The organism is Streptomyces sp. NPDC026522 (genome assembly GCF_055567555.1).
Genome location: NZ_JBVHQF010000001.1, coordinates 275,338 through 297,260, shown reverse-complemented (window position 1 = coordinate 297,260; position 21,923 = coordinate 275,338). Strand labels below are relative to the sequence as shown.

The 21,923-nt window shown below is 72.2% G+C and carries 22 protein-coding genes; 11 read left to right on the top strand and 11 right to left on the bottom strand.

From position 1 onward, the window contains the following. Positions 1-293: 293 nt before the first annotated feature. On the top strand, positions 294-911 hold the full coding sequence (gene idi, locus ACZ4M3_RS01290; RefSeq protein ID WP_467729044.1) for an isopentenyl-diphosphate Delta-isomerase: 618 nt from the start codon (positions 294-296) through the stop codon (positions 909-911). A gap of 48 nt (positions 912-959) precedes the next feature. Here idi and ACZ4M3_RS01285 read toward each other — a convergent pair whose 3' ends face one another. Together ACZ4M3_RS01285 and ACZ4M3_RS01280 are read right to left on the bottom strand one after the other, a co-directional pair. Next, positions 960-1,466 (bottom strand): ATP-binding protein, encoded by a 507-nt coding sequence (locus tag ACZ4M3_RS01285; RefSeq protein WP_453357070.1) that lies wholly within the window; start codon positions 1,464-1,466, stop codon positions 960-962. 130 nt (positions 1,467-1,596) lie between these two features. Next, positions 1,597-2,244, bottom strand: coding sequence for an HdeD family acid-resistance protein (locus ACZ4M3_RS01280; protein WP_467729043.1), 648 nt, complete (start codon positions 2,242-2,244; stop codon positions 1,597-1,599). Positions 2,245-2,322: 78 nt separating this feature from the next. On the opposite strand from ACZ4M3_RS01280, the gene ACZ4M3_RS01275 reads away from it, so the two are divergent. Then, the gene (locus tag ACZ4M3_RS01275) at positions 2,323-3,072 is read left to right on the top strand and encodes an enoyl-CoA hydratase/isomerase family protein (RefSeq protein WP_467729041.1); all 750 of its coding nucleotides are present in this window, start codon (positions 2,323-2,325) and stop codon (positions 3,070-3,072) included. Here the strand turns inward: ACZ4M3_RS01275 and ACZ4M3_RS01270 are convergent. Beyond that, complete coding sequence (locus ACZ4M3_RS01270; RefSeq protein WP_467729040.1) at positions 3,047-3,685, bottom strand: DJ-1/PfpI family protein; 639 nt, start codon at positions 3,683-3,685, stop codon at positions 3,047-3,049. The genes ACZ4M3_RS01275 and ACZ4M3_RS01270 overlap by 26 nt on opposite strands. Positions 3,686-4,282: 597 nt before the next feature. Further along, positions 4,283-5,239 carry a GlxA family transcriptional regulator gene (locus ACZ4M3_RS01265; RefSeq protein WP_467729038.1) on the bottom strand — a complete coding sequence of 319 codons (957 nt, stop codon included), beginning with the start codon at positions 5,237-5,239 and terminating at the stop codon, positions 4,283-4,285. A gap of 103 nt (positions 5,240-5,342) precedes the next feature. Between ACZ4M3_RS01265 and ACZ4M3_RS01260 the strand changes: the two genes are divergently transcribed. Beyond that, on the top strand, positions 5,343-6,980 hold the full coding sequence (locus tag ACZ4M3_RS01260; RefSeq protein ID WP_467729036.1) for an ABC-F family ATP-binding cassette domain-containing protein: 1,638 nt from the start codon (positions 5,343-5,345) through the stop codon (positions 6,978-6,980). 14 nt (positions 6,981-6,994) lie between these two features. On the opposite strand, the gene ACZ4M3_RS01255 is transcribed toward ACZ4M3_RS01260, so the two are convergent. The 5 genes from ACZ4M3_RS01255 to ACZ4M3_RS01235 form a co-directional block, all read right to left on the bottom strand. After that, complete coding sequence (locus ACZ4M3_RS01255; RefSeq protein ID WP_467729034.1) at positions 6,995-7,768, bottom strand: SDR family NAD(P)-dependent oxidoreductase; 774 nt, start codon at positions 7,766-7,768, stop codon at positions 6,995-6,997. A gap of 39 nt (positions 7,769-7,807) precedes the next feature. Next, positions 7,808-9,001, bottom strand: a complete 1,194-nt coding sequence (locus ACZ4M3_RS01250; RefSeq protein WP_467729032.1) for an MAB_1171c family putative transporter — start codon at positions 8,999-9,001, stop codon at positions 7,808-7,810. Then, positions 8,991-9,455 (bottom strand): hypothetical protein, encoded by a 465-nt coding sequence (locus ACZ4M3_RS01245; RefSeq protein WP_467729031.1) that lies wholly within the window; start codon positions 9,453-9,455, stop codon positions 8,991-8,993. The genes ACZ4M3_RS01250 and ACZ4M3_RS01245 overlap by 11 nt, the downstream gene beginning before the upstream one ends. A gap of 285 nt (positions 9,456-9,740) precedes the next feature. Continuing rightward, positions 9,741-12,197, bottom strand: a complete 2,457-nt coding sequence (locus tag ACZ4M3_RS01240; RefSeq protein ID WP_467729029.1) for a Tex family protein — start codon at positions 12,195-12,197, stop codon at positions 9,741-9,743. Positions 12,198-12,291: 94 nt separating this feature from the next. After that, entirely contained in the window at positions 12,292-13,155 is an 864-nt protein-coding gene (locus ACZ4M3_RS01235; RefSeq protein ID WP_467729027.1) for an SCO6745 family protein, read from the bottom strand. A 274-nt stretch (positions 13,156-13,429) separates the two neighbouring features. On the opposite strand from ACZ4M3_RS01235, the gene ACZ4M3_RS01230 reads away from it, so the two are divergent. Next, positions 13,430-14,938: a M1 family metallopeptidase gene (locus ACZ4M3_RS01230; RefSeq protein ID WP_467729026.1), complete on the top strand. Its 1,509-nt coding sequence runs from the start codon at positions 13,430-13,432 to the stop codon at positions 14,936-14,938. 54 nt (positions 14,939-14,992) lie between these two features. On the opposite strand, the gene ACZ4M3_RS01225 is transcribed toward ACZ4M3_RS01230, so the two are convergent. Then, the gene (locus ACZ4M3_RS01225; protein ID WP_467729024.1) at positions 14,993-15,880 is read right to left on the bottom strand and encodes an oxygenase MpaB family protein; all 888 of its coding nucleotides are present in this window, start codon (positions 15,878-15,880) and stop codon (positions 14,993-14,995) included. 127 nt (positions 15,881-16,007) lie between these two features. Between ACZ4M3_RS01225 and sph the strand changes: the two genes are divergently transcribed. Beyond that, positions 16,008-16,997, top strand: coding sequence for a sphingomyelin phosphodiesterase (sph, locus tag ACZ4M3_RS01220; RefSeq protein WP_467729022.1), 990 nt, complete (start codon positions 16,008-16,010; stop codon positions 16,995-16,997). A 98-nt stretch (positions 16,998-17,095) separates the two neighbouring features. On the opposite strand, the gene ACZ4M3_RS01215 is transcribed toward sph, so the two are convergent. Further along, positions 17,096-17,629 (bottom strand): flavoprotein, encoded by a 534-nt coding sequence (locus tag ACZ4M3_RS01215; RefSeq protein WP_467729021.1) that lies wholly within the window; start codon positions 17,627-17,629, stop codon positions 17,096-17,098. Positions 17,630-17,722: 93 nt separating this feature from the next. Between ACZ4M3_RS01215 and ACZ4M3_RS01210 the strand changes: the two genes are divergently transcribed. The 6 genes from ACZ4M3_RS01210 (at position 17,723) to tgmC (ending at position 21,864) form a co-directional block, all read left to right on the top strand. Next, complete coding sequence (locus ACZ4M3_RS01210; protein ID WP_467729019.1) at positions 17,723-18,898, top strand: helix-turn-helix domain-containing protein; 1,176 nt, start codon at positions 17,723-17,725, stop codon at positions 18,896-18,898. Positions 18,899-18,982: 84 nt separating this feature from the next. After that, positions 18,983-19,144, top strand: a complete 162-nt coding sequence (locus ACZ4M3_RS01205) for a hypothetical protein (RefSeq protein ID WP_467729018.1) — start codon at positions 18,983-18,985, stop codon at positions 19,142-19,144. After that, on the top strand, positions 19,137-19,349 hold the full coding sequence (locus ACZ4M3_RS01200) for a hypothetical protein (RefSeq protein ID WP_467729017.1): 213 nt from the start codon (positions 19,137-19,139) through the stop codon (positions 19,347-19,349). Before ACZ4M3_RS01205 ends, ACZ4M3_RS01200 begins: the two co-directional genes overlap by 8 nt. A gap of 123 nt (positions 19,350-19,472) precedes the next feature. After that, the gene (gene tgmA / locus ACZ4M3_RS01195) at positions 19,473-19,736 is read left to right on the top strand and encodes a putative ATP-grasp-modified RiPP (protein ID WP_467729016.1); all 264 of its coding nucleotides are present in this window, start codon (positions 19,473-19,475) and stop codon (positions 19,734-19,736) included. Continuing rightward, the gene (gene tgmB / locus ACZ4M3_RS01190; protein WP_467729014.1) at positions 19,736-20,701 is read left to right on the top strand and encodes an ATP-grasp ribosomal peptide maturase; all 966 of its coding nucleotides are present in this window, start codon (positions 19,736-19,738) and stop codon (positions 20,699-20,701) included. Before tgmA ends, tgmB begins: the two co-directional genes overlap by 1 nt. Next, on the top strand, positions 20,698-21,864 hold the full coding sequence (tgmC, locus tag ACZ4M3_RS01185; RefSeq protein WP_467729013.1) for an ATP-grasp peptide maturase system methyltransferase: 1,167 nt from the start codon (positions 20,698-20,700) through the stop codon (positions 21,862-21,864). The genes tgmB and tgmC overlap by 4 nt, the downstream gene beginning before the upstream one ends. The last annotated feature ends 59 nt before the right edge of the window (positions 21,865-21,923 follow it).

The window sequence follows — 21,923 nt, the reverse complement described above, 5'->3', positions numbered from 1 at the left end:
GTTCACCAGCCGTTTACGCCCGCACAAGCCGAATGTCCCGGGCGGCGGCCCCGGCCACGCCATCATTGACGATCACGCCGAGGGACTACAAACCGCCCAGGTGTTCCGTCGGCGCGGCTCCGGGATTCGCGCAGCGGCCGGGCCGGGCCGCCCCCGGACGCCCCGCGCGGCGGACCGTCCCGTCAGGCCGCGTACCACGCGTCGGGGGCCAGACATGCGCGGATCGACGAAGTGGGGACAAGCCGCTTTTGTACGGCAGACTTGAAGGCCGAAGTCCGAAGCGAAGGATGGGTATGCCGATCACACCAGCCACCGCCGGGAACAGCGCGTCCGCCGGGAACAGCGCGTCCGCCGGCACCGGGACTCAGGAACCGATCATGCTCGAACTGGTCGACGAGTCCGGCAACACCATCGGCACGGCGGAGAAGCTCTCCGCGCACCAGGCGCCGGGTCAGCTGCACCGGGCGTTCTCCGTGTTCCTCTTCGACGAGCAGGGCCGCCTGCTGCTCCAGCAGCGCGCCCTCGGGAAGTACCACTCCCCCGGCGTCTGGTCGAACACCTGTTGCGGTCACCCGTACCCCGGCGAGTCGCCGTTCGCGGCCGCCGCCCGGCGGACCCACGAGGAGCTGGGGCTGTCGCCGTCGCTGCTCGCGGAGGCGGGGACGGTGCGGTACAACCACCCGGACCCGGCTTCGGGGCTGGTGGAGCAGGAGTACAACCACCTGTTCGTGGGACTTGCGCAGGCCGCGGTGCGGCCGGACCCGGAAGAGGTCGGGGACACCGCCTTCGTCACCGCCGGGGAGCTGGCGAAGCGGCACGCGCAGGCTCCGTTCTCGGCCTGGTTCATGACCGTGCTGGACGCGGCGCGCCCCGCGATCCGCGAGCTGACCGGTGAGGCCGCGGGCTGGTAGCCGGCCCGCCGGCAGTCGTCAGGCTGGTAGCCGTCACACAGGCAACCGTCACGCCCCCGGGACGGGGGCGGGTACGGGGGCGGTGAGCGGCAGGGCCGCCCAGATGACCTTGCCGCCGGTGGAGGTGTGCTCGACGTCGCACACCCCGCCGGCCTCCCGGGTGATCTCCCGGACGAGCAGCAGGCCCCGGCCCCCGGTCTGGCCGAAGTCGGCCTCCAGCGCCTTGGGGCGGTACGGGTGGCTGTCCTCGACGGCGACCCGTACCCATGCGCGGCCCACCGCCACCTCGACGGCGACCTCGGGGGAGAGCAGGGCGGCGTGCCGGACCGAGTTCGTCACCAGTTCGGAGACGATCAGCAGCAGGGCGTAGACCAGGTCCTGGTGGGCCGGCACACCTTGCCGGCCGAGCAGGTCGCGGACCGCGCGGCGGGCCTGCGGAACGGATTCTTCAACCGCCGGGGCGGTGAACCTCCACACTCCTTCGTAGGCGAGTGGGTCCGCCGGGACCTCCGGCTCACCCCCCCTGGCCGGCGGGACACTCCCGCTGTCGTCCATCTTCACGCCCCCGTCTTCGCGCTCGATCGTCTCCACGTTTCAAGGGTGGACAACAGCCAGGTCCGTACCGCGCCGCTGACCAGAAGTCAGCGTCATTCGTGCACATTTTGACCGCTGGCGTATGACAGCGTCAGTTGTGCGACCGTTCCTGATCCGGCGGCGCGACTGCCGGGGCACGCACCTGCTCCTGCGCCACTTGGTCCTCCTTCACCTGTCCGAGGATCCGGCGGCCCGCCAGGCCCAGGGCGAGCAGGCTCAGCCCGTCGAAGAGCAGGGCGAGCGAGAAGAAGGTGCCGATCACGTACAGGCTGTTGCCCGGCCAGTCGGCGAGGATCAGCAGGCCCAGCAGGATACCGAAGGCGCCCTGGACGAGGGCCAGCCCGAAGTGCGGCCCGCGCACCACCATCGCGCCGGCCAGCCGGAACACGCCGCCGGTGAGGAAGAGCAGGGCGGCGAACATGGTCAGGGCCTCGGCGCTCGCCTCGGGGCGGCGCAGGATCACGAAACCGGCGGCGATGTTGACCGCGGCGACGACGACCGCGAGCCAGAAGTAGTTGCTCCTGCGGGCCTGCACCGCCTGCACGAGGCCGACCACACCGCCGATCAGCAGCAGCCAGCCGAAGAGGAACATCGAGGTCAGGGTGGCCACACCGGTGTAGACCAGGCCCACGAGCCCGGCCACCACCAGCAGCACCCCGAGGAAGGCCAGCAAGCCGAAGTCGCGGCTCAGCTCCTTCTTCTCCCGCCGGGGCTCGGAGCGGCTCCGGTCTGCGCCCATGGAGATGCCACCTTTCAGCGCCCCCCGCGACGGACTCCAACGATCATAGGTTCGACGGACCCGGATAGCATCCGGCGCATGGACGCAGCCCTCCTTCACACGGTGGCCGACGGGGTCGCCACCGTCGTCATCTCGCACCCGGCGAAGCGGAACGCCATGACGGCCGGCATGTGGCGGGCGCTGCCCGGGCTGCTGTCCGCGCTGGCGGACGACGCGTCCGTACGGGTGGTCGTGCTGACGGGGGCCGGGCCGACCTTCTGCGCGGGAGCCGACATCACCTCGCTGCGGGGTGACGACGACCCGCAGGCGCTGTCGGTTGCGGCGGAGGAGGCCCTGGCCGCCTTCCCGAAGCCGACGATCGCCGCGATCCGGGGGTTCTGCGTGGGCGGCGGGAGCCAGCTGGCGGCGGCGTGCGATCTGCGCTTCGCGGAGGCGGGGGCGCGGTTCGGGGTGACCCCGGCGAAGCTGGGCATCGTCTACCCGGCCCCGTCGACGCGGCGGCTGGCCGCGCTGGTCGGGCCGGCGACCGCCAAGTACCTCTTGTTCTCAGCGGAGTTGATCGAGGCGGAGCACGCCTTGCGGGCCGGGTTCCTGAACGAGCTGCTGCCGGCCGGGGAACTCGACAAGCGCGTCGCGGAGTTCGCGCGGCTGCTGACCGCGCGCTCGCAGCTGACGCAGGGCGCGGCGAAGGAGTTCGCGGACGGCCGGACGGACCGGGAGGCGTACTGGGCCGCCCAGGCGGCGGCGAGCGGCGACACCGCGGAGGGTGTCGCCGCGTTCCTGGAGCGCCGGGCGCCCGCCTTTACCTGGACCCCTCCAGCGGACTGACCGCGCGCAGCCGCGCGACGAGCTCGGCCGGGGCCTTCGCCGGGGAGCCGGCGTCATAGGGCGGCTGGGGGTCGTACTCGGTCATCAGCTGCACGGTCCGGGCGAGGTCGTCGCCCGCGATGCGGCCGAGGAGGGTGAGGCCCATGTCGATGCCGGCGGACACCCCGGCGGCGGTCACGTACTTGCCGTCGAAGACGACGCGCTCGCCGGTCGGCTCGGCGCCGAACGCGGGAAGCCGGTCCAGGAACAGCCAGTGGCCCGCGGCCCGGCGCCCGTCGAGCAGGCCGGCGGCGGCGAGCAGGAGCGAGCCGGTGCAGACCGAGGTGGTCCAGGTCGTGGTGGCGTCGACGGTCCGCAGCCAGTCGAGGACGGCGGGGTTCGCCATCTGCACGTCGGGGTGCGGGCAGCCGGGCACGATGACGATGTCGGGCCGGGTGACCTCGTCGAGCGCCTTGTCGGCGACGAGCGCGAGGTTCCCGGAGTCCACCCGCACGGGCCCGGGCCGCTCGGCGACGAAGACGACCTCGGCCCCCGGGAGCCGCCCCAGGGTGTCGAAGGGCCCGATGGCGTCGAGGGCGGTGAACCGGTCGTAGAGCAGTACGGCGATCTGCATGGCTCCTCCGGAGCGGTAGTGGTGAGTACGGACGGCTCCGCACCGGCCCGGGCCCGCGGCCCGGCGGCTGCGGAGCACCTGGCGGCCGGGCGCCGCCCGGGTCGGGGCGCCGCCCGGGGGTCGGGTGGAACCCGGCGGTCGCACGACGCCCGGGTCCGGGCAGCGCCCGGGGGTCGGGTCGAGCACCGTGACCAGGCAACCCCGGCGTTCCGGGCACCCCCGAAGTCGGGTGGAACCCGGTGGTCGGACGACGCCCCGAGGTCGGGTGGAACCCGGTGCCGGGCGACCCCGGCGTTCCGGGCACCCCCAAGGTCGGGTCGAGCCCTGGGGTCCCGGGCACCCAGTTGCGGGGCGCACCCGCCCCGGGTCGGGGTGAAGCCCCGGTGGGGCCGGAGCAGCCGGAGGGCGGCGGGGCCCGGGCCCGGTGGTCGGGCGCCCGGGCTCGGTGCGACATCCGGGTTCGGGCTGAGGCCGGTGGTCGGACGGCGCGCCCGGTTCGGGCAACGCCCGGGGGTCCGGGGTGCCCGGTGGGGGGCGGAGCCCAAGGTCGGTCCGGGGCGCCCCGGTGGAGCGGGGTGGTCGGAGGGTAGGGCGCGGTCACGGGCCGAAGCGGCGGCGGTATTCGGACGGGGGCTGGCCGAGGGTGCGGAGGAAGGCGCGGCGGAGTGCCTCGGGGGTGGCGTAGCCGGACGCGCGGGCGACCTGGGCGACGCCCGCGCCGCCCTCCTCCAGCAGCCGCCGCGCGTGCTCCACCCGCACCCGCTCGACGTACCGCCCCGGCGTCACCCCCGTCTCCGTCCGGAACGCCCGCGCGAAGTGGCGCGGCGAGAGCGCCGCCCGCGCCGCGAGGGCCTCCACGCTCAGGTCCTCGTCCGGATGCTCCGTGATCCACTGCTGCACGTCCCGCAGCGGTTCCCGCTGCGCCGTCTGCGCCGCCAGCTGCGCGCTGAACTGCGCCTGGTTCCCGGGCCTGCGCAGGAACACCACCAGGTGCCGGGCGATCAGCAGCGCGACGTCCCGGCCGACGTCCTCCTCCACCAGCGCGAGGGCGAGGTCGATCCCGGCCGTCACCCCGGCCGAGGTCGCCACCCGCCCGTCCCGTACGTAGATCGGTTCGGGTTCGACCGTGACGGCCGGGTAGTCCCGCGCCATCTGTTCGCAGGCGTCCCAGTGCGTGGTGGCCCGGTGCCCGTCCAGCAGCCCCGCCTCCGCCAGCAGCAGTCCCCCCGTGCACACCGACACCACCCGCTCCGCGCGCCCCCCGTACGCGCGGAGCCAGTCGGTGAGCCTCGGTTCGAAGTCACCCGAGTACCGGCCCCCGGGCACCAGCAGGGTGGTTCCCGGCCCGGGCCGGGCGCTCTCCAGGTCCGCGTCCGGGACCAGGGTCAGCCCGCTGCCGGTGCGTACGGGAGCACCCCCGGGGGAGACCGTACGGATCCGGTACCCGGTGTGCTCCGGGAACCGGCCGACGCCGCTGAACACCTCCACCGGGCCGGTCACGTCCAGGCTCTGCACCCCGTCGTAGAGCAGGACGAGCACGTTTCGAAGCGACATGCCTCCATCCTGTGACGCGCCCCTGATGGCCGCAATGACGCACATCCCACCTATCCGGCCACCGTCGGGACCCCGTGGACGGCGCGGATAGGATCGACGGACCATGACTGCAACCCTCGTCGCCAAGAACCTCACCGCCGCGCACGGTGAGCGCACGCTCTTCGCCGGCCTCGACCTCGTCGTCGCACCCGGCGACGTCATCGGCCTCGTCGGCGTCAACGGCGCCGGGAAGTCCACCCTGCTGCGGCTCCTCGCCGGGCTGGACGCCCCCGAGACCGGTGAGCTCCGGCTCTCCCCGCCCGGCGCCGCCGTCGGGCACCTGCCGCAGGAGCCCGAGCGCCGCCCCGGGGAGTCGGTCCGCGAGTTCCTGGCCCGCCGTACGGGGGTCGCGGCCGCGCAGGCCGAGCTCGACGCGGCCACGCAGGGCCTCGTCGACGGCACCCCCGGCGCCGACGACGCCTACGGGGAGGCCCTCGACCGCTGGCTGAACCTCGGCGGCGCGGACCTGGACGAACGGGCCCAGGAGGTCGCCGACGACCTGGGGCTGTCCGTCGGCCTGGACCTCCCGATGACGGCGCTGTCCGGCGGGCAGGCGGCCCGGGCCGGCCTCGCCTCCCTCCTCCTGTCCCGGTACGACGTGTTCCTGCTCGACGAGCCGACGAACGACCTCGACCTCGACGGTCTGGAGCGGCTGGAGCGGTTCGTGAAGGGGCTGCGCGCGGGCACGGTCGTCATCAGCCACGACCGCGAGTTCCTCGCGCGGACCGTGACCAAGGTCCTCGAACTCGACCTGGCCCAGCAGCAGATCAACCTCTACGGCGGCGGTTACGACGCCTACCTGGAGGAGCGCGAGCGGGCCCGTACGCACGCCCGCGAGGAGTACGACGAGTACGCCGACAAGCGCTCCGCGCTCGAAGGCCGGGCCGCGATGCAGCGCGGCTGGATGGACAAGGGCGTCAAGAACGCCCGCCGCAAGGCCACCGACAACGACAAGATCGGCAAGAAGTTCCGCAGCGAGGCGAGCGAGAAGCAGGCCGCCAAGGCCCGCCAGACGCAGCGCGCCATCGAGCGGCTGGACGTGGTCGACGAGCCCCGCAAGGAATGGGAGCTGCGCATGGAGATCGCGGCGGCCCCCCGCTCGGGTTCGGTGGTGGCCACGCTGCGCGAAGCAGCCGTCAGCCGGGGCGACTTCCACTTCGGCCCGGCCAGCCTGCAGATCGACTGGGCGGACCGGGTCGCCATCACCGGCGCCAACGGGGCCGGAAAGTCGACGCTGTTGGCCGTACTGCTCGGCCGGCTGGCCCCCGACTCCGGCGCGGCGGTCCTCGGTTCGGGCGTGCTCGTCGGCGAAGTGGACCAGGCCCGGGGCCTGTTCCTCGGCGACGAGCCGTTGCTGGAGGCGTTCTGCGCCGCCGTGCCGGACACCGAGCCCGCCGAAGTCCGTACCCTGCTGGCCAAGTTCGGCCTCAAGGCGGTGCACGTGCTGCGCCCGGCGGCCACCCTCTCGCCGGGCGAGCGCACCCGCGCGGCGCTGGCGCTGCTCCAGGGCCGCGGGGTCAACCTGCTGGTGCTGGACGAGCCCACCAACCACCTCGACCTGCCGGCGATCGAGCAGTTGGAGTCGGCGCTGGACGCGTACGAGGGAACCTTGTTGCTGGTCACCCACGACCGCCGGATGCTGGACGCGGTGCACGTGACCCGCCGCCTGGAGGTCTCGGGCGGCAAGGTCACGGAGCTTTAGCTGGTCGGGGAGCTCTAGCGGATCTCGGGCGCCCGCCGGGTGCGGGCCATCCGGCGGGCCACGAAGTCGCGCGGCAGGTGGCGGGCCGCGAGGGCGTAGGCCTGGTAGCGGCGGCTGGTGATGCTGACGGGGCGGCGCCGGGCCAGGTCCCGCAGGGCCTTGGCCACCACCGCTTCGGGCTCCAGCCAGACCGCGTCGCGCAGGGCGCTGACGTCCATCCCGGCGCGCTCCTGGAACTCGGTGCGGGTGAAGCCGGGCACCACGGCCAGCACGCGCACCCCGTACGGCTCCATGTCGATCCGTACGGATTCGCTGAACGCGGTGATCCAGGCCTTGGCGGCCCCGTAGGTCCCGGTCGGCAGCAGTCCCGCGACCGACGAGACGTTCAGCACCGCGCCCCGGCGGCGCTCGCGCAGGCCGGGCAGCACCGCGTGGGTCAGTCGCAGCGGGACCTTGGCGAGCAGGTCGAGCATCCGCTCCTCGTCCTCGACCGGGCTGTACGGGAAGGGCGCGGGCAGCCCGAAGCCGGCGTTGTTGACCAGGATGTCGACGGGCCGCGTCCGGTCGGCGAGCCGCTCGGCGACCTTCGCGCACTCCGCGGGGTCGAGCAGGTCCGCGGGCAGCACCTCGCAGGCCGTCCCGGAGCCGCGGCCGAGCTCCTCGGCGAGGGCGGTGAGCCGGTCCTTGTCGCGGGCGACGAGGACGAGGTCGCAGCCCTTGGCGGCGAGGGCCCGCGCGAAGGCGGCGCCGAGGCCGGAACTGGCTCCGGTGATCAAGGCGGTGGTCACGGCGGTGTCACTCCTCCGGTGGTGCGGACGGGCGGGGTATCACGCGGGCCGCGGCGTGAACGCGGTGGTGGAGGCGGACGCGTACGCCTCCGCGACGTGCACCAGGAAGCGGGCCTCCTCGTCCAGGTCGCCGCCTTCCGCGGAGCTCTGGATCGCGGCGGGCAGCTCCAGGGCGGAGGCCTCCCCCGCCTGCTGTCCGGGCAGCCCGGCCAGTTTGGCCTGCCGGGCCTCCTTGAGTACGCAGGCCAGCGCGGCCGCGGAGCGCCGTTGCTCGGGCACCCCGCTGCCGGCGACGTGGCTGCGCGCCAGCTCGGCGAGGCCCGGGGCCACGTACTCCCCCAGGATCAGGATGGCGTCGCGCGTCTCGATGACCTTGCGGTACACCAGCAGGCTGCGCGGCAGCGGCGGCCACAGCAGCTCCACGACCCGCCCGGCGCGCGGCTTCGACAGGACGACGTGCGGTACGGCCTGGACCAGGTCCCGCCACAGCGGCCACAGCCGCCAGGCGGTGGCGATGTCGGCCGTCGTACGGCGCAGGGTGAAGAGGGTCGGGACGACGATGGCGGCGGCGCGCAGCAGCCCGTGCAGGTTCATCATCAGCGGCAGGGCGGGCATGGCCCAGGTGCTGCCGAACAGGGCCTTGAGCAGGTACACGAACCAGAACACGCCGGCGAGGGCGGTGCCGAGGCCGAACAGCCGCAGCCCGAAGGCCAGTCCGCGGCTCTCGGTGCGGCGGCTGTAGCGGGCGCACACGTACACGCAGGTGGTGTTGGCGACGAGGTGGGCCGAGATCAGCACCAGCCAGTACGCGAGGGAGGGCACCGGGTCCCCGACGGGCGGCATGGTGTGCGCACCGTGGTGCGGCGCGACGCCGTCCAGCACGATCAGCGTGGTCAGCCAGAGCACCGTGCCGGTCCAGGAGGCCAGTTGGAGCCGACGTCCCCGGGTGGCGGCGGCCACGAAGTAGACCACGGCGCCGGCCGACAGCACGCCGATGAGGTTGCGGACCAGGCTGATCGCGTGCGCGTAGCCGGCGTCGCGGCTGGTCGCGTAGGCCACGACGGCGGGCAGGTTCAGGGTCATCGCGGCCGCGGCGGTCGCGACGGCGAGCCACAGGCCGCGCTGCTGCGGGGAGCGCAGCGCGCCGGGCGCGCGCAGCAGGACCGCGATCCAGAGGCACACCACGCTGGGGACGGCGAGCCAGTCGCCGAATGCCGTCAGGTCAGCTGCCATCGTGCGCGCCCCGCCCGTATCCCATGGCGGACTCCAGGCGGGCGAGGGCGCCGCGCGGTTCGGTGCGCGCGTGCGGGCCGTTGCCCGCGGTCCGCGTGCGGATCATGCTCGCGAGCATCTCCGCCTCCTGCTCCTGGCGGGTGGTGTAGTTGGTGCGTCCGAGCACGACCGGGGCCTTGCCGTCGGTCTCCTCGCCCTCCAGCGAGTGGTGGCCGAACAGGATGTGGCCGAGCTCGTGGAGCACGATGTGCTCGCGGTGCAGCGGGGTGGTCTGGGCCTCGTAGAAGACGTAGTCGACGCGGGCGGTGCCGACCCACAGTCCGCAGACCCCGGATTCGGCGGCTTCCTTGGGCAGCGGGTGGAGCCGGATGGGGCGGCCGCGCTGTTCGGCTATGTCCGTGCACAGGTGCTCGAGCGAGAACGGGCGGCTCAGGTCGAGATGGCCGAGAATCATCTCGCACCGTTTACGCAGGTTGAGATTCCGATAGGGCATGTGTTCCCTCTTCGGACCCTTTCTCGGGCAGCGTCGATAGGCGTGCGTGGGCATGGGCGTACATCCTGTGCCTTGAGGCGGCCTCGGGAGTGCGGTCCCGGAGGGGAATGCGGAAGCCCGTCCGCGTCAGGACGAACGGGCGTTCCACCCATGCCTACAGATCTTGTACGGGAGTTGGCAAGGCCGTGTGCCCAGGTGGGGAACCTATTCGGCCAATCCGTACGCCTCCACGCGCGCCCGGGGCCGCTACCGCTTGCGGCGCTCCTCCTTGCCGGTGAGGCCGGCCCGCCGCAGGGCGTCCGCCATCGCGCTGTTGGCGGGGGCGGGGGCGCTGCCGCCACCCTGGCCGCCGGACCGGTTCTGACCGCCGCCGGACCGGCTCTGGCCGCCGGCGGCGTTGCCGGTCCTGGCCTGGCCGCCCTGGGCGCCCTGGCCTCGCTGCTGCGGGGGACGGCCGCCGCCGCGACGCTCCTCGCGCTGCCTCGGGGCTCCCGGGGAGCGGTCGCCCGTCGCCTCGTCGTCGATCCGCAGCGTCAGGGAGATCCGCTTGCGCGGGATGTCCACCTCCATGACCTTGACCCGGACGATGTCGCCGGGCTTGACCACGTCGCGCGGATCCTTGACGAAGGTCTTCGACAGGGCCGAGACGTGCGCCAGGCCGTCCTGGTGGACGCCGATGTCGATGAAGGCACCGAAGGCGGCCACATTGGTGACCACGCCTTCGAGGACCATGCCGGGCGCGAGGTCGCCGATCTTCTCCACGCCCTCCTTGAATGTGGCCGTCTTGAAGGCCGGGCGCGGGTCGCGGCCCGGCTTCTCCAGCTCGCGCAGGATGTCGGTGACCGTCGGCAGGCCGAAGGCCTCCGTGACGAACTGCTCCGGCCGCAGCGAGCGCAGCACGGCGCCGTTGCCGATCAGGGCCGCGACCTCGCTGCCCACCGTCTTGGCCATGCCCCGCACCACCGGGTAGGCCTCGGGGTGCACGCTGGAGGCGTCCAGCGGGTCGTCCCCGCCGCGGATCCGCAGGAAGCCGGCGCACTGCTCGTACGCCTTGGGGCCGAGCCGGGCCACGTCCTTGAGCCCCTTGCGGCTGCGGAAGGGGCCGTTGGCGTCGCGGTGCGCGACGATGTTCTCGGCGAGGCCGCCGCTGATGCCCGACACCCGCGAGAGCAGCGGTGCGGAAGCGGTGTTGACGTCGACGCCGACGCCGTTCACGCAGTCCTCGACGACCGCGTCCAGCGACCGGGAGAGCTTCACCTCCGACAGGTCGTGCTGGTACTGCCCGACCCCGATGGACTTGGGGTCGATCTTCACCAGCTCGGCGAGCGGGTCCTGGAGGCGGCGGGCGATGGAGACGGCGCCGCGCAGCGAGACGTCCATGCCCGGCAGTTCCTGCGAGGCGAAGGCGGAGGCCGAGTACACCGAGGCGCCCGCCTCGGAGACCATCACCTTGGTCAGCCCGAGCTCCGGGTGGCGGGCGATGAGGTCACCGGCGAGCTTGTCCGTCTCGCGGGAGGCCGTGCCGTTGCCGATCGCGACGAGTTCGACCGCGTGCTGCTTCGCCAGCCGGGCCAGCTTGGCCAGGGACTCGTCCCACTTGTTGGCGGGCACGTGCGGGTAGATCACGTCGGTGGCCACGACCTTGCCGGTGGCGTCGACGACGGCCACCTTCACGCCGGTGCGGAAGCCCGGGTCCAGACCGAGCGTGGCCCGGGTGCCGGCGGGCGCGGCGAGCAGCAGGTCGCGGAGGTTGGCGGCGAAGACGCGTACGGCCTCGTCCTCGGCGGCGGCGCGCAGCCGGGTGCGCAGGTCGATGCCGAGGTGCACCTGGATCTTCGTGCGCCAGGCCCAGCGGACGGTGTCGGCGAGCCACTTGTCGCCGGGGCGGCCCGAACCGGGCCCCACGCCGAAGCGGCGGGCGATCATGCCCTCGTACGCGGACGGCCCGGGCGCCACCGGCTCCTCGCGTTCGGCGCTCTCGTCGGGCTGGAGGTCGAGGACGAGCACGTCCTCCTTCTCGCCGCGGAGCATGGCGAGGACCCGGTGGGAGGGCAGCGCGGTGAAGGGCTCGGCGAAGTCGAAGTAGTCGGCGAACTTGGCGCCCGCCTCCTCCTTGCCCTCGCGCACCTTGGAGGCGAGCCGGCCGCGGCTCCACATCCGCTCGCGCAGTTCGCCGATCAGGTCGGCGTCCTCGGCGAACTTCTCGGTGAGGATGGCCCGGGCGCCCTCCAGGGCGGCCGCCGCGTCGGCGACGCCCTTGTCCGGGTCCACGAACGCGGCTGCGGCGGCGGCCGGTTCCACCGAGGGGTCGGCCAGCAGGCCCTCCGCGAGCGGTTCGAGGCCCGCCTCGCGGGCGATCTGTGCCTTGGTGCGCCGCTTGGGCTTGAAGGGGAGGTAGATGTCCTCCAGCCGGGCCTTGGTGTCGGCCTCCCGGATCCGGGCCTCCAGCTCGGCGTCGAGCTTGCCCTGCTCGCGTACGGAGTCGAGGATCGCCGCCCGCCGGTCCTCCAGCTCGCGCAGGTACCGCAGCCGCTCCTCCAGGGTGCGCAGCTGGGCGTCGTCGAGCATCTCGGTCGCTTCCTTGCGGTAGCGAGCGATGAACGGCACGGTGGAGCCGCCGTCGAGCAGCTCGACGGCGGCCTTGACCTGCCGTTCCCGTACGCCGAGCTCCTCGGCGATCCTGCCTTCGATGGACATCGTCACGGTGCGGTCCTGCCTGCCTTCGTACGTGTGCGTGGGATGCGCGGAAGGCTGCCAATTGTGGCAGGTGGCGGTGACGGACGTCCGGAGACCCGGCTCAGGCCTTGCCGAAGAGGCCCTGCGGGAAGGCTCCGGCGCCGATGGCCTTCGTGACGAGGTTGCCGCCGAGTTCGGCGAGGCGGGCCAGGCCGTCCGCGCCGAGGAGCTCGTAGGGGGCGGCGTCGAGGCGGTCGGTGTCCGTCTCCAGCTGCTCGCGCACGGCGGCGCCTTCCTCGGTGAGCTCGCCGGCCGCGTCCAGTATGCCGCGTTCGCGCAGCCGCTCGGTGGCGGCGTCGAGGTCGGACTGCTCCCAGCCGCGGATCGACTTGATCCACTTGGGGGCCATGCCACGGCCGGTGGCGGTGTGGCTGACCAGGGCCTCCACCGGGTCCAGCGGCGCGAGCAGGAGGGCGGCGAGGTGGCCGTCTCCGCGGTGCTCGCGCAGCAGTGTGGTGGCGTGCCACAGCCGCAGGTGCGGCTCCTCGGGTACGGGGAGGTCGGCGTGGGCGGCGTAGAGGGGGCGGGCGTGCCGGGTACAGCCCTCGGTTGCCCGCATCGCCAGGTCGGCGGCTTCGGCGACCTCGGGCGATGCGAGGGTCTCGTCGCCGAGGAGGCGGCGCAGCGTGGTGTCGACGGCGCGCAGCCGGGCGGCGACGGCCTGCGCGGGCGTGGCGGTCTCCCACACGGCGGGCAGGTGCTCGGCGACGAGTTCGTAGCGGTAGTTGTAGAACGCGGCGGTCACCGTGCCCGCACCGACGGCGCCCATGGCGGCGGACCGGGAGGCGAGGTTCACGGCGGCGCGGTGGGTGATGCCGAGGGCGGCGAACTCCTTGCCGAGGTCGGGCGAGAAGTAGACGGTGGCGTGCAGCGGGTTGATGGCTGCGTGCCAGCAGCGGCGGGCGGCGCGCGGGGGAAGAGTCATGCGGAGCAGATTACCGACTGCTTAGTATGCGGACCAGGCCCGATCCCGCTCGGGGGCGGGTTCCGGCCGGTGCGCGGGGCGCGTTATCCGGCCGATCTTCGACCGCCCGGGGGCCGGACCTGGCTGTTCGCGGCGCTGCGCCGCGACCTGTGACGGCCGAATGGCGATCATGTGACAGCAGGCGCCATGGACATGACGCGGGCCGCCACGCGTGAATACGGTCGCACCACGCATCCGCGAACGGAACTGTCTCCCCTACCCCTTGGAGCTCTTCGTGCACCGCAAAGTCATCGCCCCGAGCGTGCTCGCCGCTTCCCTGCTGCTGGTGATCCCGGCGTCGGCGGCCAGTTCCGCCCCGGGCGCCCCGGGCATAGGCGATTCCTACTACCCGACCAGCGGCAACGGCGGATACGACGTCTCGCACTACGACCTGCGCCTGAAGTACGAGCCGAAGACGGACCTGCTGGAAGGCACCGCCACCCTCCTGGCCACCGCCACGCAGGACCTGTCCCGCTTCAACCTGGACTTCGGCCTCAAGGTCAGCGAGATCCGCGTCAACGGCGCCAAGGCGAAGTTCGCGACCTCCGGCGCCCATGAGCTGGAGGTGACCCCGGCGCAGGCGCTGGAGAAGGGCCGGCAGGCCTCGGTCGTCGTCAAGTACGCCGGTAAGCCTTCGGAGTTCAAGGTCGACGGATGGTCGGCCTGGCAGCGCACCCCGGACGGCGGCGTCGCGGCTCAGGAGCCCGATTCGGCCGCCTGGTGGTTCCCCAGCAACGACCACCCGCTCGACAAGGCCACCTTCGACATCTCCGTCAACGTCCCCGACGGCACCCAGGCGATCAGCAACGGCGTGCTGGTGTCGCAGAGTTCGAAGCTGGGCTGGACCCGCTACAACTGGCGCTCGAACAAGCCGCAGGCCACGTACCTCGCCACCCTCGCCGTCGGCAAGTTCGACGTCACCACCGACAAGACGGCGAGCGGGCTGCCGATCATCAACGCCTACAGCAAGGACCTCGGCGACAACGCGGGCGCGGCGCGCGCGAGCGTGGAGCGGACCGGCGAGGTCGCCGAGTGGCTGGAGAGCGTCTTCGGCCCGTACCCCTTCAACGCGCTGGGCGGGTACGTGCCGAACGTCCCGTCCGGCTTCGCCCTGGAGACCCAGACCCGGCCGTTCTACAGCCCGCGCCAGTTCTCGAACGGCGCGAACGTGTCGGTGGTCGTCCACGAGCTGGCGCACCAGTGGTACGGCGACAGCGTGTCCGTCGACAACTGGAAGGACATCTGGCTCAACGAGGGCTTCGCCCGCTACAGCCAGTGGCTGTGGTCGGAGAAGGAGGGCGAGGGCACGGCGCAGGAGCTCGCCGACTGGGCGTACGCGACGCGTCCGGCGGACGACCCGTTCTGGCAGGTCAAGCCGGGCGACCCGGGTGCGGACAACCAGTTCCACGGGGCGGTGTACGACCGGGGCGCGATCGCGGTCCAGGCACTGCGCAACGAGGTCGGCGACGAGAAGTTCTTCAAGATCCTCAAGGGCTGGCCGACCGAGCACGCCTACGGCAACGCGAAGGTCGCGGACTTCGTGCGGTACGCGGAGAAGGTCTCCGGCAAGCCGCTGGCCCAGCTCTTCGAGACCTGGCTGTACACCCCGGGCAAGCCCGCCTTCGCCCCGCCGGCCGCGGGCCAGTCCCCGGCCGCCCGGTCCTCGAAGGCCCCCGCCGCGCAGCCGGTGGAGCCGAAGTCCTGGAAGAAGATCGCCGAGACGAACTCGGTCCACGAGCACTGACCGGCCCTGCGTACGGGCCCTGCGTGCCGTACGGGTCCTGCGCGCCGTCGCCCCTCAGCGGGCGGCGGCGCGCCACCGCGCCCGAGCCGCGCGGGCGACGGGCAGGTAGCGCAGCCGCTCGGGCAGCAGCGGTACGAGGATCCGCACGGCCGCGCTGAACCGCCGGAGCCGGCGCTCCTGGGCCGGGGTCCACTCCAGCCCGATCGCGGCGCGCGCGTCGGGCGGCATGTAGCCGACGGTGACGAAGGCCCGCAGCCGCAGGAACGCGGCCCGCAGCGCCGGCCAGGCGAGCCGCAGCAGCAGCCGTACCGGCCAGGGTCCGCCCTCGGGCCGGGGCAGTGCCACGTCGGTGGCGACCAGCTCGCGGGCGACCGGGGTGGGCTCGATCTCCTCGGCCAGCATCCGGCGGTAGTAGACCCAGTACTCCTCGATGCTCTGCGGCATGTCCCGGTCGTGCAGGCCGAGGATCCGGCCCACCTGGAGCCACTCCCGGTACAGCTGCCGCTCCTGGGCCGGGGTGAAGCGGCGCAGCAGGTACCGGCCCGCGTAGAGGTAGACCGGGAAGCCGGTGGCGTGGACCCAGGAGTAGCAGGCGGGGTCGAGGGAGTGGTAGCGGCGCCCGCGGGTGTCGGTGCCCTGGATCTCCTTGTGCAGGCGGCGCACCCGGCGCCCCTCCTCGGCGGCCCGCTCGCCGCCGTACACCCACAGCTGGACGGAGCGCAGCGAGCGCTCGCCGCGCCCCCAGGGGTCGGTGCGGAAGACCGAGTGCTCGTCGACGCCCGCCCCGATCGCGGGGTGCGCGACCTGCATGGTGAAGGCCGCGGGGAGCATCAGCAGGGCGCGGACGTCCCCGGCGATGGTCCACAGCACGCCGCCGGGCGGGGGCGGCTCGGGGTCACGGCGGGGGGCCGGCGCCCGGGTGGCGGACTCCGTGTTGCTCATGGTTCAAGTATGCGAGTCCAGACGGCCGTGCTGCGGACAGAAAGTCTCTGCATGGGTGTTACCCAGAGGTAACCGCGGCTGCTTGGATGACGGCGTCGATCTTCCCCGCCGGACTGACGGAGCCCCCATGACGCACACCCTGAACCGCCGCGGACGCACCGCCGCCACCGCCGTCGCGGCGGTCGCCGCGGGCGCGCTGGCCCTCACCACCGCCCCGGCCGCCACGGCCGCGGAGAGCGCCACCGCCCCGCGGCTCAGCGTCCTCACGTACAACACGTTCCTCATGTCCACGAACCTCTACCCCAACTGGGGTCAGGCGTACCGCGCTTCGGCGATCCCCAAGGCTCCCTTCTTCCAGGGTCACGACGTGGTGGTGCTCCAGGAGGCCTTCGACAACACCGCCTCGGACGCGCTGAAGTCCAACGCCTCGGCGCAGTACCCGTACCAGACGCCGGTCGTCGGCCGGTCCACGAGCGGCTGGGACGCCACCGGCGGCTCGTACTCCTCCACCACCCCGGAGGACGGCGGGGTCACGGTCCTGAGCAAGTGGCCGATCCTCCGCAAGGAGCAGGTGGTGTACAAGGACGCCTGCGGCTCGGACTGGTGGTCCAACAAGGGCTTCGCCTACGTGGTCCTGAACGTGAACGGCACCAAGGTGCACGTGGTCGGCACCCACGCCCAGTCCACCGACTCGGGCTGCGGCACGGGCGAGGCGGCGGACATGCGCGCGCGCCAGTTCCGCGCCATAGACGCCTTCCTGGACGCCAAGAACATCCCGGCGGGTGAAGAGGTCATCGTCGCGGGCGACATGAACGTCGACTCGCGCAGCGCCGAGTACCCCTCGATGCTGGCCAACGCCGACCTGGTCGGCGCCGACTCGCGTACGGGGCACCCGTATTCCTTCGACACGGCGCTCAACTCGATCGCGAACTACCGCTACCCGACGGACCCGCGCGAGGACCTGGACTACGTCCTGTACCGCAAGGGCAACGCCCGCCCGGCTGCCTGGGACAACACGGTGGTGAAGGAGCAGTCCGCCCCCTGGACGGTCTCCAGCTGGGGCACCTCCTACACGTACACCAACCTCTCGGACCACTACCCCCTGATCGGCCACTGACCCCGCGCCCGCCCCGGTAGCGGCACGCAACAACAGTCCGGAGGTGGGGCTCCACGAGGCAGAAACCGTCCCTTGGGAGGCCCACGTCCGGGCCCGGGCTACGAGCCCAACGCATCGACCGCGTCAAGCGCGCGCCCCCACGGATAGGGCCCCTTCTCCCCCGGCTCGTTCGGCTCGAAGCCACCTGGCCCGTACAGCACCCGGACGCCGGCCTCACGGAGGGTTTCCAGCGACTTGGGCAGTTGGGGGTGCTGGGCGTACGCGGAGTTCACACACGGCATCACCACCATCGGGATGCCCTTGCCCATCCCCTCCGCGACGACTCCGACCAGCCAGGTATCCGTGATTCCGAGGGCCCAGCGGTTGATGGTGTTCGTCGTCGCCGGCGCCACGAGCACGATGTCCGGCCCCGGCCACACGTCCGGGTGACCTGGCCTCTTGTACCGCGAGCGCACCGGGTGACCGGTCAGAGCGGCCAGTCCGGGAAGGCTGTCCTCAAGCCAGTCCGCGGCCATGGGCGTGAGCCCGAGGCAGACGTCCCAGCCGCGACGCTGCGCCTCCTCCACCACACTGGCGATCTCGAAGACGGGCGGGGCAGCCGAACAGAGCAGGTACAGGGTCCTCGTCGTCATACCGCCCGAGCCTATGCAATCGGTTCCGGTTCAGGCGGAGTCGGGGACGACGGCGATACGGTCCTCGATGACGAGTCCTGGACGGAGCCCGGCATGCCTCTCCCCGACGATGACCACACCGGTTCCCGAATCCGGGAACAGCGGCGACTCGCGCGCCTGACACAGCGCGAACTGGCCGACCGGATTCCGTACAGCCTCAGCCTCTTGAACCAGGTCGAATGCGGCGCCCGCTCCGCGAGCGCCGGCCTGGTGGCGGCTGTGGCGCAGGTGCTCAGGGTGGACGCGTCCCGATTGGCGAGCCCCACTGCCACGGCCTCGCTGCCCCTTGACCGGCTGCTCACGCTGATCGCCCCGATCCGGGAAGCTCTCGATCGCTTCGACCTCGGACCGAACCGGGATCTGTCCGATGTCCGCCCGCCGCAGGAGCTGATCACCAAGGCGGACTCGGTATGCCGTCAGGTGCGCGCCGCCCGTCTGCGAGCAGCGGCCGAAGTCCTGCCCGCGCTGATCGTGGAGCTGACGCACACTGTGTGGACCGCCCCCTCCACCCCGCTCTGGCAGGCTCTGGCCTCTGCATACCGGACCGCGCACGACGTCGCGCTGAAACTCGGCTACCCGGATCTGTCACGGGTGGCTCTGGACCGGATGGGGTGGGCGGCGCAACGGGCGTCGGACCCGTGCCTCGACGCGGTACAGCGGTACAAGCGGGCGATCCTCTGGCGGTGCGCGACGGGACTCCCGCTGATCTCGTCCGGCCAGAGCCTGCTCGTCGGAGAGACCACCCGTGAGGCGCTCGCGGTGTCGGGCCAGCTCCACTTGGGTGCGGCCACCGTTGCCGCCAAAGCGGCGGACCGTACTGCGGTGGAGACGCACATCGCCGCGGCCCGTGAACTGGCGGACAGGGTCGGTGGTGAGGCGGGAGAGGTGCATTGGCTCTCCTTCGGCCGGGTCAATGTGGGGCTGCACGAGCTGGGGGCGGCGATCACGATGCGCGCCTATGACGACGCTTTGGTACACGCTCGGGCGTTGAAGTTGCCTGCATCGACGCTGACCTCTCGGCGTGCCCGGTATCTGGTGGATCGCGCCCTGGTGGAGATGGAGGCCGGGAACGCTGACGTGTCCCTGAACTACCTGGTGAAGGCCCGGCAGGTGGCACCGGAGCAGACCAGGCACATGCCGGGAACTCGAAGCACGGTCCGTGGCCTCGTGCACATGTCGCGGCGCGCCCCCGACGGCCTGGGCGGGCTGGCCCGCTGGCTCGGCATGTAGGACTCACAAAAGTGTGAGCGTTCCTCCCCGCCCTCCCCGTCACGCTGGTCCTGCCACCCGCTGACGACGGTAGGGACTGACCCCATGACGAGCCCCGTCTCCCGAGGCGTGCTGTGCCTCGACACCCTCGACGGCACCCGGATAGACACTGCCGGGGTGTCGCAGCCGAGTACCGACCTCCTCGATCGCGCGCTCGTCGGCGGGGGCCGGTTCTTCGCGTCCGCTTCGGACGGCTCCGATGCCTGAACCCTTCGAGCACCTGTCACACCCGCTGTTGCGGCGTCGGGTCCGGGACATCGCCTCCGGCACGGAGGGAGAGCTGATGGCCGTGGTCCACGAAGAAGCCGGCCAAATCCGCGGCGACCCGCAGTACAAGCCGACCGCGTACATCCGCATGCCGTCGGGACGCGAGCTGTCGACGGCGGCCTCGAACATCGAGGCCCTCGGGTGAGCGAGCTCAGCCGCCAGCTCCTGTACGTCGTGATCGTGCTCGGCTTCTTCACCGCCGTCGTCGTCGGCACCCGCTGGCTTCCGGTCCCGGACGGTACCGGAATCTTCTATCGATCGGAGTTCCATGTCCAGCACGTCTCCCACACCCGTCGCCCCGTGGGGAAGCAGCCGCCTCGCCCCCTACCCCGCCACCGTGCAGCTCCCGCACGCCTCGGTCACGGTCGACCCCGACACGCAGCTCGGCATCCGCCGCGACCGGCACGGCCGCGTGGTCGAGATGGGTCAGCACGGCACCAGCACCGGCACGGGAACCACGACCTCGACCAGCCCCGACGGTGGGCAGGGCACCGGCGACCAGGGCAGCGACCAGGACAGCCAGCAGGACTGATGTCCAAGACCGAGGAGAGGCCGGTTCTGGTGGCCACCGAGGCGGACGACATCACCGCGGACATGGTCATCACGGAACTCAACCGACGAAGTGTGCCGGTGGTCAGGTTCAACCCTGCCGACATCGGCGACGGCCTGACGGTTTCGGCTCGGTACGGCATCCGCCCGGCCCATCCGGCCGGGCGGATGCTCACCCCGTCGAGAACCGCCGACTTGGGTGACGTGCGAGCGGTGTACTGGCGCCGGCCGACTTGGCCGGCCTTCACGCACTTGGGTCCAGACGACGCCCGGTTCGCCTCGGCGCAAACGCGGTTCGGGCTCGGCGGTGTCCTACACGCCCTTGATGGCCCGCTGTGGGTGAATCACCCGCTGCGGAACGTCGAAGCCGACTACAAGCCGCACCAGTTGACGCAGGCGGACGGCCTTGGCCTCGCCGTGCCGACCACCCTCATCACCAACGATGTCGCCGATGCCCACGAGTTCGTCGCGGCGCACCCCTCAGTGATCCACAAGACGTTGCGGGCGACGTCCTACCAACGGGACGGCGTCCCCCTGGTCTCGTGGGCAGAACAGGTCTCGGCAAACGAGATCGACGACCGGGTACGAGTCGTCCCGCACCTCTTCCAGGTACGCGTCGAAAAGGTGTGTGACGTCCGTGTCCTGGTCGTGGGGCACCAGGTCTTCGCCGTACGCATCGAGTCCGATCTCCTGGACTGGCGGCGAGACTACTCTGCCCTGACGTACACGGTCATCACCCTGCCCACCGTGCTGGAAGCGGCTCTGCTCGCCTTCCTCGGCGCCTTTGGTCTTGCGTCCGGCAGCTTCGACCTCGCAGTGGACCATGCCGGGACGTACTGGTTCCTGGAACTGAACCCCAACGGTCAGTGGGGCTGGCTGGAGGAGCACACGGGGCTCCCCATGGCCGCCGCCTTCGCCGATCTGCTCACCCAAGGAGGAACCCGTTGATCGACACCAGTCCCGAGCGGGAGGCTCTCGCCGACCGGCTCGAAGCCGCCGGCGCCATCCGCACCCCCGCATGGCGGAAGGCCGTCGAAGCTGTCCCCCGCGAGCTGTTTCTGAACCCCGGTGTATTCCTGCCCGACGCCCCCGGTTTCTGGCGGCCGGTGTCCGCCGCCGAAACGGAACCGGCTGAGTGGGCCAGGACCGCGTACTCCGACGAGTCCCTCGTCACGCAGCTCGACAATCAGCTCACCGCCGACCAAGCCCCCGGCACGGTCCCCGGCATCCCGACCTCATCCTCAACCGCTCCTCGGCTGGTACTGGAGATGATCGAGGAACTGGCGGTCGAGGACGGGCACCGAGTGCTGGAGATCGGCACCGGGACCGGGTACTCCACTGCTCTGATGTGCCACCGGCTGGGTGAGGACAACGTCACCACGATCGAGGTCGACACCGGGGTCGCCGCCCGGGCGGATGCGGCCCTGGAGGCCGCGGGGTTCTCCACCTGGACCGTCACGGGAGACGGACTGCTCGGCCTGCCCCGCCGCGCCCCGTACGACAGGGTGATCGCCACCTGCGGAGTTCGCCGTATCCCCTACGCGTGGGTCCGGCAGACCCGCCCCGGCGGCATCATCCTCGCCACCCTCGGGTCACTTGTCACGGGAACCGGTCTAGCCAAGGTCACCGTGCGCGAGGACGGAGCGGCCGAGGGGCGGTTCGTCTCCCACGCCAATTTCATGCAGGCGCGCTCCCAGGCCGTCACTCCGGTCGCCGGAGACCTGTCCTCCCGCGTGGCGTACTCCGCCAGCGAGCGGCGCGCCCTCGTACCGCCGACTGGCCTGGACGAGCCGATGCCGGCTCTCCTGACCCAGCTCGCAGCGCCGTCGGCCCAAGTCCTGCGAGCCCGGGCCGGCGACGGCGGCGTCCTGGTCTACCTCTTCGACCCGGACCGGGAGTCGTTCGCCGAACTCGTGCAGGACCGCGGCGAGTGGCTCGTACGCCAGGGCGGCCCCGTCTCCTTGTGGGACGACGTCGAGCGGGCACTCCTCGGATGGGAGGGCAGCGGGCGGCCCGGCATCACCGAGGTCCGTGTGCGGGTGACCGAGTACTCGCACACGTACTGGATCGACGGCTCCGTGGACTTGCAGTGGCAGCACCCGATTTGCTGAACAACACTTGAGCCCCGGTCGGGCCGCCGCCGTCCGGCACCGAGTTCCGCCGCCCGGCG